This window comes from Opitutus sp. sgz309028 (assembly GCF_059821195.1).
The window spans coordinates 566,637-578,481 of record NZ_JCAMRR010000001.1; the positions used below are offsets into that span (position 1 = coordinate 566,637).

An 11,845-nucleotide genomic window follows, 5' to 3' on the forward strand; every position below is an offset into this window, starting at 1 on the left:
TCCACTTTCTGTATGAAATCGCTCCGCTTCCTGCACCTAGTGGCGATGCTCAGCATCGTCCCATTCGCCCCGGCTCGCACCGCACCGGTCGCTTTCGACTGGTTCGAGTATTCCGGTCAAGACACCGGACCGAGCCCCGCCGCCGGGGAGTTCCGCACGCCGATCCTCACCGGGTTTTATCCGGACCCGAGCATCTGCCAGGTGGGCGACGACTATTACCTCATCAATTCCACCTTCGCCTATTTTCCCGGCATCCCGATTTTCCACAGCCGGGACTTGGTGAACTGGCAGCAGATCGGCCACGTGATCGATCGCCCGCAACAACTTCCCTACGCCGGGCTCGGCGTTTCGCGCGGCATCTTCGCGCCGGCGATCAGTCATCACAACGGCACGTTTTATGTCGTGTGCACGATGGTCGACGCCGGCGGCAACTTCGTTGTCACCGCCACGAATCCCGCAGGTCCGTGGTCCGATCCGACGTGGCTGGATTTCGAGGGCATCGATCCTTCGATCTTCTTCGACGACGATGGTCGAGCCTGGATGATCAACAACGGCGCGCCCGAGGGTCCGCCACTCTACGATGGTCACCGCGCGATCTGGATCCAGGAGTTCGATCCTGGTGCGCGCCGCATGATCGGTCCGCGCAAGGTGCTCGTGAACGGCGGCGTGGATATCTCCAAGAAGCCCGTCTGGATCGAAGGACCGCACATCTACAAGCGCGACGGCTGGTATTATCTCTGTTGCGCCGAGGGCGGCACGAGCGTGAACCACTCGCAAGTCATTCACCGCAGCCGCCACGTCGACGGGCCCTACGCTCCTTGGGATCAGAATCCGATTCTCACGCAGCGCGATCTCGACGGCCGCGTGCCCAATTCCGTCACGTCCACCGGCCACGCCGATCTGGTCGTCGGCCCCGACAAGAACTGGTGGGCGGTTTTTCTGGGCGTGCGCCCGTATGACGGACGCCATTCGCCGATGGGACGCGAGACGTTTCTCCTCCCGGTCACCTGGCCCAAAGACGGCTGGCCGCGCATTCTTCCCCCCGGCGAACGCGTCCCGCTCGTCGCCCGCACGCCCGCTGGCGCCCGCGTGAGCGATGCGCCGTCCTACCTGAACGGCAGCTTCACGTGGCGCGACGATTTCTCCGGCGCGCTCTCGCCATTGTGGATCATGTTGCGCACGCCGCAGGAAACCTGGTGGAAAACGGACACCGCCGCCGGCCAGCTTTCCCTCACACCGCGCGCCGAACCGCTCTGGGACAAAGGCAACCCGAGCTTCCTCGCGCGCCGCGTGCAGCACGCGCAGTTCACCGCGTCGACGTCGCTCGCCATTCCCGAAACACCGGGCGTCTCCGCCGGCCTCGCGGTGTTTCAAGGCGAACGTTTCCACTACTTCCTCGCCGTAAAACGCGAAGCCGACGGCGTCGTGATCAATCTCGAGAAACTCGCCGGCGGCGCGCCGGAGATCGTCGCCTCGCGCCGGCTCGAATCGAGCGGTCCGATCGCGTTGCGCGTCGAAGCGAACGATGCGACCTGCCGTTTCGCTTACGCGCCGACGCCGGGCAACTGGCAGACGCTCGTCGACAACGCCGACGCCAAGCTCCTCACCACCGCGGTCGCGGGCGGTTTCGTGGGCGCCACGGTCGGCGTGCACGCGCGTTTCGACCGCGCATCGTCCGCGCCTTCGGCGTCCGCCGCCGCGACCAACGGCAAGGAAACGTTCGTCATCGTCCACGGCGCGTGGGCCGGCGGTTGGGAACACAAGAAACTCGCCGAAGCCCTCGAAGCCCACGGCCACAAAGTTTACCGGCCGACGCTCACCGGGCAGGGCGAACGCTTCCACCTCGCGACGCCCGACGTCGATCTCGCGCTGCACATCCAGGACGTCGTCAATCTCATCGAATGGGAAGACCTGCACGACATCGTGCTGGTCGGTCACAGCTACGGCGGCATGGTCGTGACCGGCGTGGCCGACCGCCTCGCGAATCGGATCAAGCGTCTGATTTACCTCGATGCGTTCGTGCCGGAAAACGGCGAAAGCGCGCAGGCCGCGATGGGTGGCAACCGCGGCCCCCGCCGCTCGACGAATGGCTTCATCCCGCTCGGCGACCAGACCGGCAAACCGCCGCCGCACGTCGTGCCGCAATCGGAGAAGACCTTCACGCAACCGATCGAGCTCGCGCATCAGGACGAAGCGCGCCGCCTGCCGACGACCTACATCCTGACGGTCGATCCGGGCAAATCCGCCGAACAGGATGGCTTCTTCCGTTTTTATGAACGTGCGAAGGCCCGCGATTGGGACACCGAAATCATGACCGGCGATCACGTCGTCCACCTGAGCAAGACCGAAGAGTTGGCGCAGCGCTTGGAAAAGGCGCTCTAGACATCATGTCCGCTCCCGCGGATCGCCCGTGTAGGGCGGGGTCTCCCGACCCCGCCGCAACGCCGCGAATGCCGCCGGCCCGGCGGGGTCAGGCGACCTCGCCCTACAATGGAGAGCCGCCGGAACGCGCTCAGCACCGCGCACGCCGCCGCACCGCCGCCGCGCGCATAACCGTCAAGGAACCGGCGGATTCTCGGCGCGTCATTTTTCGCGCAACCTTTCTGCACCCCGACGCGCCCGCGCCTCCCACGCTGCGCGCCGTCATCGCTCTATGAATCCTTCACGCTCCGCCGCGGCACGCGGCCGGTCGCATCGTCGGCGAAGCCTTTTCGCCGTCGCGCTGCTTGTGCTCGCCGGTTCTGCATTCGCGCGCGATCCGAATTTCCACATCTTCCTCTGCTTCGGCCAGTCGAACATGGAAGGGTTTCCGGGCATTCCCGAGGAGGAAAAGGCATTTGCCGATCCGCGGTTCCAAGTCCTCGCCGCAGTGGATTTCCCAGAGCTGCATCGCCAGCAGGGCCAGTGGTCTACCGCTGTCCCGCCCCTCTGCCGGCCGAACTGCGGTCTCAGCCCCGCCGACTATTTCGGACGCACGCTCATCGCGCGCCTCCCCGCCCAGGTGCGCATCGGCGTCGTCAACGTTGCCGTCGCCGGCGCGAAGATCGAGGTATTCGACGAACACACGCGCGAAGCCTACGCCGCGACCGCGCCGGATTGGATGAAAGGCATTCTCGCCGCGTATCAGGGAAGTCCCTACCGGCATCTCGTCGCGCTGGCGCGGCGCGCGCAGGCCGACGGCGTGATCAAGGGCATCCTGCTGCACCAGGGCGAATCCAACGCCAACGACCCCGATTGGCCGCGGAAGGTCAAAACCATCTACGAGAATCTCCTGCGCGACCTGAACCTGCAGGCGCAGGATGTGCCGCTTCTCGTCGGCGAGCTCGTGGCCGCCGACCAGCAAGGAGCATGTGCGAGCATGAACGCGATCATCGACAATCTGCCGAAGCTGATTCCTACCGCGCATGTGGTATCTTCCGCCGGTTGCGAGGCGCGGCCGGATCACCTTCATTTCACCCCCGCTGGCTATCGCGAGCTCGGCCGCCGCTACGCCGAGACGATGCTGCCGCTGCTCGCTCAACCCTGACGCCACCCCGCCTCTCATGATCAGATCCTCCCTGCTGTTGTTATTCTCCGCGCTGGTCACCTTCGGCGCCGAAAGCGCCGCGCCCGAACCGGTGAAAACCGAGTTCGGCCTCGTCCAGGGCGTGCGTGAAAACGATCTCACCGTTTACCGCGGCGTTCCGTTCGCCGCACCGCCCACCGGCGATCTTCGCTGGCGTCCGCCGCAACCGGCGACGCCGTGGAGCGGCGTGCGCGAGACCACGCGTTTCGCGCCCGATCCGTATCAGGGCGACGGCCAAGGCAACGTCAGCGAGGACTGCCTTTATCTCAACATCTGGACGCCCGCGCGCGCCGCCAACGAGCACCTACCGGTGCTCGTGTGGATCTACGGCGGCGGTTTCTCGTTCGGTTCCACGTCGACGCCCGTGCACAACGGCGAACACCTCGCGCGTAAGGGCGTCGTGCTGGTCACGATCAACTACCGCGTGGGCCCGCTCGGGTTTCTCGCGCATCCGGAGTTGAGCGCCGAATCGCCGCAGCACGTCTCCGGCAACTACGGCCTCCTCGACCAGATCGCAGGACTCCGCTGGGTGCAGAACAACATCGCCGCGTTTGGCGGCGATCCGTCACGCGTGACGATCTTCGGCGAATCCGCCGGCGGCATCTCGGTGAGCATGCTCTGCGCCTCGCCGCTCGCGCGCGGTCTGTTTCACGGCGCGATTTCGCAAAGCGGCGGCTCGTTCGGCCCGCCGCGTCCCACGACCTATCCCGGCGAGAACATGCGTCGTCTCGCGGCGGCCGAGCAATCCGGCGTCGCCTTCACGCAAAAAGCCGGCGCGCCTTCCCTCGCCGCGCTGCGCGCGCTGCCGCCGGGGAAACTTCCCGCCGGCTGGGGCAGCGGCGCCGCGTGGCCGATCATCGACGGCTGGGTGATTCCGGACGACCAATACAAACTCTACGAAGCCGGTCGCTACAACGACGTGGCGATCCTCGTGGGCTACAATTCCGACGAGGGTCTGAGTTTCTCGCGAGAGAAGACGCCCGACGAGTTCATCGCCAATACCCGCCTGCGTTACGGCCCGTTCGCGGACAAACTCCTTGCCGCCTATCCGGCCGGCACCGACCGCGTGCCGAAGACCGCACGCGATCTCATGCGCGACGCCGCCTTCGGCTGGCACACGTGGAGCTGGGCGCGGCTGCAATCCCGCACGGGCCGCTCGAAGGTTTTCCATTATTATTTCGACCAACATCCGACGCGCGCCGCGGATTCCGCCGCCGCCGATCACGGCATGCCGCACGGCGTCGACGTGCCGTATGTGTTCCAAACCCTCGACCGAGCAGACAAGAATCTCACGCCGGGGGATTTCGCGATCTCGGAAACGGTTGCGACCTACTGGACGAATTTTGCCAAGCGCGGCGACCCCAACGGCCCGGGCGTGCCGGCCTGGCCCGCGTTCACCGATCGCGACCGCCGCGTGATGTGGTTCCACGACGAAGCCAAACCCGGCTCCGTCCCAAGCGCCGCTTCGCTCGAGGTGCTCGACGCTTACTTCGCGTGGCGCCGCACGCCCGAAGGCGAGGCCTGGGCCCAATAACCTCTCTGCATTCTCCGATCATCATGAAACTCCTCCGCCCCGTCCTTCTTCTCGCCCTTACCGCGCTGGCTTTCACCGCGGCGCGCGCCGCCGATCAAAAAGACCGCTACACTTACGTCATCGTGCACGGCGCCACCGCCGGTGGCTGGGAATGGAAGCGCACCGGCCAGTTTCTCGACGACGACGGTCACACCGTATATCGCGCGACGCTCACCGGTCTCGGCGAGCGCATGCACCTCAATAGTCCCGACGTCGATCTGCAGACGCATATCAACGACGTCGTGAATCTGATCCTCTTCGAAGATCTGCACGATGTCGTGCTGACGGGCCACAGTTACGGCGGCATGGTCATCACCGGCGTGATGGATCGCGTGCCCGACCGCATCAAGCACGTCGTCTTCCTCGACGCCGCGGTGCCCGACGACGGCGAGTCGATCTGGGACCTCTTCGGCGGCAGAGGCCCCGCCGGCCCGAACATCGTCGACGGCTTCATGCAGGTCCCCTGGGTCAAGCCCGACGCCAAGCCGCCGCACAACGTCAAGCAGTCGATCAAGTGCTTCAATCAGCCCGTCTCCTATCGCAACCCCGCCGCGCTCGCGCTGCCGGTGACCTACGTCGCCTTCGTGCCGAAGGACAAATCCATCGAGGAGCGCGCGGCCCAGGACAAGAGCTGGCAGCGCGCGAAAGCCCGTGGCTGGACAATCCGCACGTTTCCCGGCGGCCATGTCGCGCAACAAGAAGACCCGCGCGGCGTCGCGTCGCTAATGGAGGACGCGGTGAACGATCGCAACGAAGCAGTCGCGGCCAGCTCGTCCGCCCCGGCAACGAAGCACTGAGTTCCGGCCGCGGCCACGACCGCCGCGAACTCATCCTCGCCACCCGGCGCGAAGATCTCTACGAGATCGAAGGCCTCGCTGCGCCTTTTCATGAGCGACTTCCCTGCCCCTGCGCCGGTGGCGCAACGTCCGTTTCACCTGCTGACGAAACCCGTCGGTTCCGCCTGCAATCTCGCCTGCACCTACTGTTTTTACCTCGAGAAAACCCACCTTTATCCTGCGGCGACCCAGCTTCGCATGTCGGCCGACCTGCTGGAGCGCTACATCCGCGACTACATCGCCGCGCAACCCGGCCCGGTCGTGTCGTTCGCCTGGCAAGGCGGAGAGCCCACCTTGCTCGGCGTGGAGTTCTTCCGCACTGCGGTCGCGCTCCAGGCTCGTTACGCCGGCGATAAACGCATCGAGAATGCATTCCAAACCAATGGCGTCCTGCTCGACGACGCCTGGGGCGAATTTTTCGCGCGCGAGAAGTTCCTCGTCGGCCTCAGCATCGACGGCCCGAGGGAATTTCACGACGCCTACCGCGTCGACAAAGGCGGGCGGGCCACCTTCGACGACGTCATGCGCGGGATCGCGGTGCTGAAGCGTCACGGCGTGGAGTTCAACACGCTCACCACCGTCCACCGCAAAAACTCGCTCCAGCCGCTCGCCGTCTACCGTTTCCTGCGGGAGATCGGTTCCGGATTCATCCAGTTCATTCCGATCGTGGAGCGCAACGCTGCGGCGGACGGGGCGGAGTCCGGCCTCTGGCTGGCACCTCCGCCCGACCATGCGGACACCCGGACGCTCGATGCGCAGGTCACGCCGTGGAGCGTCCGGCCGGCGGACTACGGGCAGTTTCTCTGCACGATCTTCGACGAGTGGATCCAGCGGGACGTCGGCCGCATCTTCATCCAGCAATTCGATGCGGCGCTCGCCAACTGGGTGGGTGAACCGGCCGGCGTCTGTCTCTTCAACGAGACCTGCGGCCGCGCCCTTGCGATCGAACACAACGGCGATGTGTACAGCTGCGACCACTACGTTTACCCCGCCTACCGGCTCGGCAACCTGCGCGCCCGACCGCTCGCCACCCTCGTCGACTCGCCCGCGCAGCGGCAGTTCGGCGAGGCCAAGCGGACCGGGCTGCCCCGCGAATGTCGCGAGTGCGCGGTCAGATTCGCCTGCCACGGCGAATGCCCCAAGCACCGCTTCCTGCCCACGCCATCCGGCGAGCCCGGACTGAATTACCTCTGTGCCGCCTACAAACGCTTCTTCACCCACATCGATCCGGCGATGAGCACGATGGCGGCGCTCCTCCACGCGGGCGAGGCCCCGGCAAGGATCATGACCCTGCCCCGCAGCTACTGGATGCCGCCGCGCACAAGGGGGAGGCCGGAAACCCCCTTCCGACCTCCCGCCAGACGTTAGTGACCAAGCCAACAATGCGTTAGCGGTACAGGTCCGAAATTAATATAAACCTCGTCGCGACGTCAGTCGTCGCCTTGCTCATATTATAGAATGTAAGGTTTTTATAAAAACCTGACGCCTCGCGTCGGCCCCGGCCGTATTTTTTATATAACCTGAGTTATATCTGCGAGGTCGTCCGGCCGTGCTCACGGGTCGGCCCGCGGAAACCGGAGACAGTTTTGCACGTGGTCGAACTCGGCCAGATAGAGCCGGGCGATCGCCGGATCGGCGAGCACGACGAGCAGATCGTGCGAAAACACCGAGGTGTTGTACCAATTGAAGCTGCCCTCGAGCACCACGCGCTCGTCGATCACACAAAATTTTGCGTGCAGCGGGCTGTACGGCACGCGCTGGTCGTGTTTTCCGTACGCCAGCCAGACCGGAACGCCACCTTGTTGCAGCCGCGCCACTGCCGGCACCAGCGGCCGCCGCAATTCGTTCTCCATCGTATATTCGCGGCCCGGATCGCCCTCGCGCACAATATGGCCGTTGAGAACGAGCTGCACGTCGACGCCCCGCCGGCGCGCGGCGAGCAGGGCGTCGATCACCGAATCGTTATAGTCGCCGCGCAGTTCCGAGACGTGAAACAGGCAGCCCCGCAGCGAGCGGCGGGCCCGGTGGATTTCGGAAATGATCGCCTGATGCGGCCGATACAACCGGCCGTCCGCCGCCGCGTGACGCCCGAAGGTGTACAGGAGGTTGAACACACTCCACGGGTCGATCTCGTAGGCTTGGATCACCCCGCCGCGGATGCTCTGGAACACATTGTCGAGCAGTCGGCAGACGCCATAGGAACGAAAACTCAGACCCGACTCCCAGTTCGGTCCCCAGCGATCGAACGTGATGTTGAAAGAGCCGAGCAGACAGTCCTCGTCGCCGAACACGATGAACTTCGTGTGCATGTCCGGCGACAGCTCCACCCGCGGATCCCGGGAGGAACAGAACACGCCGATCAGCTCGATACCGGAACGCTTGAGTCGCACATAGTTTTCGCTGCGCGTGAGCGTCATCTTCCGCCAGTCGACCACGCACTGCACCTGCACGCCCTGCGCCGCGGCATACAGCAGATGATTCACGAAATCGGCGTCGTCGATGCAATCGACGCATACCTTCACCCTGGCCGGACGTTCAGGCGCGAAGCACCGGCGGCGGATCATCTCGTCGAGCCGGTCATGGATGTAACGCTTCGGGTGATACGGATGGTGCACCACGCCCCGCGTGAACTTCGGCACCACGCCGAGGGATTCGAAATGATGATTGAACCAGCGCACATCGCGCTGCAGCAAACCGGCGTCGACCTCGCACGTCCGGTAATCGTTTTCGCCCGCCACCGGCGGGACGCGGTGCGACCCCGCGCCACGTCCGGGCTCCGCGAGGCGATAGGCGAACTGCGACGGATACGACCGTTCGCCGCAGTGAACGACAAACGCGAAGGACACGTCGACGATCGCTCCGAAAGGCCACGAATCCAGGCCCAGATAAAAATCCCGCGTGCACCGATGCGCACCGCCCTCGGCCTCGCAGGCGTCGGTGTCCACAAGGTAGCGCTCGTTCGCCCCACCCTCCCGCCTCACCGTCAGAAGCACCTTGACGTTGATCGCCGTCGTGCCGTGCACGCGAAAACCGATGCGGCCCCACCGCAGCGTGAAACGCTCGCCCAGCTCGTTCCGCCGCGGGAACGGCAGCCCCCATTCCGTCCAGGCCGGCGACGCCCACTGTTCGGCCAGCGCCATGATCCGCTCCCCTCACGCGCGCGGCACGAGCTCCGCGTAATAGCCAGGATGATCGGACACGCGCCCATAATCGGCCGGCGTGAACAGCCGCCGCACGGTCCTCGCCTCCAGCGCGCCGCCTTTCCGCAGAAAGATGTAGTCGATCCGGCCGCCGTTCACGGCGGTCTCGCCCGTTTCGCGCCGGCGCGATTGCACCAGCGCGTCGTCAAACTCCCCGCCGGCCATCACCTGCGCGTAACCGGCGGAATCCGGCGCCGCGTTGAAATCGCCGAGCAGCAACGTCGCCGCGACCTCCGGCGTGGCCCGATCGCGCGCCCACGCCGCCAGGCGCTCGAACTGCTCGCGAAACCCATCCTTCCACCAGCTCAGGTGTACGGAAAAAACATTCACGGCGCCCACGCACGGCACGTTCACCTGTGCCATGACGATCTTGCGGGAGTGAATGCTCTCCGCGTCGTGACGGCTCGACACATAACCCGCGTCCTTCACCACGATATCGTGACGCGTGAGAATGGCGCTGCCTTCGCGATAAATGCCAAAACCGCGATGCGACCAATCGTGCACGAGATGATACGGCTCGCGCAGGCGGTCCCGGATTTTTTTGGCGGCGTTCTCCGCAAACGCGGCGCTCCCGCCTTCCCACGGTTCCGCGACCTCCTGCAGACAGACGATATCGACCCGGTGATCGTCGATCGCCCGCGCAACCGTCGAGAGTTTCGCGTCCGCTTCCTCCTCCTGATTGCAGTGGAGATTCAGCGTCATGACCTTCAGCGGCTCGCGGGCGACGACGTAGTTCGTGCCGAAATTATTGTCCCAGAAAACGCCCGCCGCTCCGCCGCAGCCGACCGCATACTCTACGCGCCAGGCATGCTGCACCGGGATGTGCGTCACCCAGATCGCGGTGCCCGCGGCCGAGGGATTCTGCGCGCCGCTCGCGTGCGCCCGCTCCCAATGCCGTCGCCAGAAAACACACTCGCGCGTCGTCCACACGTGGCTGTGATCCTCGTGCGAGCGGACAAACACCCGCCGCGGTCGCAGCGTTGCGGGCACCGCGACCGTCACCGGCAGAAACGTGTCCTCCAGCGCCAGCCGCGACTGCACCCGCAGGTTCAACACCGGGCGGCCCGGCGCGATCCACCAGCCGGCATCTGCGGCCAACGCGTGGTTGCGGCCGTCATTCGAATCCCACGCGTCGATCCCGGCCAGCCGGGCACGCGCCGCAAACGCGATCGCTCCCGGCAGTCGCTCCCGCGCGGACTCGAATACCGCTTCGGCCTCCCACACTTCGCCGTCCTGACCGGTCGGGTGCGCGAAATGACATGGCAGCACGCGCCACTCGCCCGCCTCGCCTGCCCAGTGAATCTCGATGGATTTCTCGTAAGCGAGGTTCTGCACCCGCACGCCGAAGGATAACGTCTGCCGCTGGTCCTCCCCCGTTCGGGAGACGACATTGCCCGCGTAGAGCATCTGGATCGTGGTCACGCTCCTTCCGGCACGGCATCGCCGCCGCGTTGCACGGAGAGCCTACGGTAATGCGCCCCACCGGCGGGTCAAACTCCGGCGCCGGCGATGCAGGAACGCCACTCGCCGGCGTCGCGGAGCCTGGGCTCAGCGCAGAAAACTCCGCCCGACGCTGAGGACCGTCGGCAGCCATGCCGCAAGTCCACGACCGCGTCGCGTGAGCAAAAACCCGACGACTGCAGCGCCGCCGAGCAACCACCAACGATGCTGCGCGAGCGTCGCGCGGGCCGCTTCGCTGCGCGCACAAAGGCGTTCGCACTCAAGCTGCAGAATGCCGCGATGCAGATCCGCTTCCGCGAGCAGCAGCCGCTTCCGGGCGGCCAGCTCGTTTACTCCGGCTGGCGCAGGCATGCGGCGTCCTTTCTGAATTCAGCGACCGTGGCCGCGAAGGGCTTCGGCCCCTGCACCACGCGCCGGCGCATCACGTAAAAACACGTCGCGGCGGCGCCGAGCACCACGACGGTCAAACCAACCAATCCCGCGTATCCAGCTTGCTGCCACAGGAACAACGCGAGCGTGCCGACGGCGAGCAGGATGCCGGCGACCGCAAGCGCCAGCGCGGCGGCGAGCCACGCCAGCAAACCGAGCGCGCGGAGCTTCTCCTCCTGCAACTCGATCGCCGCCAGCTCCAGCCGCGTGCTCAGCAGTCCGAGCACGGACTGACCGAGCCGGCGGGCCGTCGCCAGCAGCCCGCCGTCCTGGGTTTCGCCTTCGGGCATGGCCTTATTTCCGGCGCAGCAACGCGCCGAGCAGAATGCCGACGCCAAACGCGACCGCGAGCGATTCATACGGGTGCGTGCGAATCGTCTCGTCGGCTTTGCGCGCCGCCACTTTCGCGGATTCTACGCTGCGCGCCTGCAGATCGTGGTAGGTGGCCTTCGCCTTTTCGAGCGCGGCCGCGAGGCGGGCGCGCGTTTCCTTCGCCTTGTCGCTCGCGTCGTCGGCCGTCGCCCGCAGCAGCGCCTCGGCGTTGCTCGCGAGCGATTTGAAATCCTCCACCAAACGCTCGCGCGCGAGGTGGGTTTGAGCGCTTTCCATATCGGGGAAGTGAGTTTCCATCGGAATTCCTGGGTTGAGGGTTGCGGATGATGGCGGCGATCGAAGAACCGGAGCGCAGCTTAACGGGTCACTGCGGCCCGCGCAACCGTTTCGCTGCCGCTCGTTTCCGACAACGAAAAAGGGGAACGCGTTCCGCGATTCCAGCGTCGGC

The 11,845-nt window shown here is 65.7% G+C and carries 10 protein-coding genes; 5 read left to right on the forward strand and 5 right to left on the reverse strand.

Annotation, left to right across the window (positions count from 1 at the left end; all coding sequences use genetic code 11):
• Window positions 1-12 precede the first annotated feature (12 nt).
• The 5 genes from AC6RV7_RS02035 (at window position 13) to AC6RV7_RS02055 (ending at window position 7,342) form a co-directional block, all read left to right on the forward strand.
• Window positions 13-2,382, forward strand: a complete 2,370-nt coding sequence (locus AC6RV7_RS02035) for an alpha/beta fold hydrolase (RefSeq protein ID WP_500092229.1) — start codon at window positions 13-15, stop codon at window positions 2,380-2,382.
• 271 nt (window positions 2,383-2,653) lie between these two features.
• The gene (locus tag AC6RV7_RS02040) at window positions 2,654-3,526 is read left to right on the forward strand and encodes a sialate O-acetylesterase (protein WP_500092230.1); all 873 of its coding nucleotides are present in this window, start codon (window positions 2,654-2,656) and stop codon (window positions 3,524-3,526) included.
• A 16-nt stretch (window positions 3,527-3,542) separates the two neighbouring features.
• A complete protein-coding gene (locus AC6RV7_RS02045; RefSeq protein ID WP_500092231.1) occupies window positions 3,543-5,099 on the forward strand; it encodes a carboxylesterase/lipase family protein in 1,557 nt (518 codons plus the stop codon).
• A gap of 23 nt (window positions 5,100-5,122) precedes the next feature.
• On the forward strand, window positions 5,123-5,935 hold the full coding sequence (locus AC6RV7_RS02050; protein ID WP_500092232.1) for an alpha/beta fold hydrolase: 813 nt from the start codon (window positions 5,123-5,125) through the stop codon (window positions 5,933-5,935).
• Window positions 5,936-6,025: 90 nt separating this feature from the next.
• Window positions 6,026-7,342, forward strand: coding sequence for an anaerobic sulfatase maturase (locus tag AC6RV7_RS02055; protein ID WP_500092233.1), 1,317 nt, complete (start codon window positions 6,026-6,028; stop codon window positions 7,340-7,342).
• A 185-nt stretch (window positions 7,343-7,527) separates the two neighbouring features.
• Here AC6RV7_RS02055 and AC6RV7_RS02060 read toward each other — a convergent pair whose 3' ends face one another.
• The 5 genes from AC6RV7_RS02060 to AC6RV7_RS02080 all read right to left on the reverse strand — a co-directional run bounded on the left by AC6RV7_RS02060 (window position 7,528) and on the right by AC6RV7_RS02080 (window position 11,694).
• Entirely contained in the window at window positions 7,528-9,114 is a 1,587-nt protein-coding gene (locus AC6RV7_RS02060) for a phospholipase D-like domain-containing protein (protein WP_500092234.1), read from the reverse strand.
• A gap of 12 nt (window positions 9,115-9,126) precedes the next feature.
• A complete protein-coding gene (locus AC6RV7_RS02065; protein WP_500092235.1) occupies window positions 9,127-10,596 on the reverse strand; it encodes an endonuclease/exonuclease/phosphatase family protein in 1,470 nt (489 codons plus the stop codon).
• 126 nt (window positions 10,597-10,722) lie between these two features.
• Window positions 10,723-10,986 carry a hypothetical protein gene (locus AC6RV7_RS02070; protein WP_500092236.1) on the reverse strand — a complete coding sequence of 88 codons (264 nt, stop codon included), beginning with the start codon at window positions 10,984-10,986 and terminating at the stop codon, window positions 10,723-10,725.
• Window positions 10,965-11,354 carry a phage holin family protein gene (locus AC6RV7_RS02075; protein ID WP_500092237.1) on the reverse strand — a complete coding sequence of 130 codons (390 nt, stop codon included), beginning with the start codon at window positions 11,352-11,354 and terminating at the stop codon, window positions 10,965-10,967. Before AC6RV7_RS02075 ends, AC6RV7_RS02070 begins: the two co-directional genes overlap by 22 nt.
• A 4-nt stretch (window positions 11,355-11,358) precedes the next feature.
• Window positions 11,359-11,694: an ElaB/YgaM/YqjD family protein gene (locus AC6RV7_RS02080; protein ID WP_500092238.1), complete on the reverse strand. Its 336-nt coding sequence runs from the start codon at window positions 11,692-11,694 to the stop codon at window positions 11,359-11,361.
• Between the last annotated feature and the right edge of the window lie 151 nt (window positions 11,695-11,845).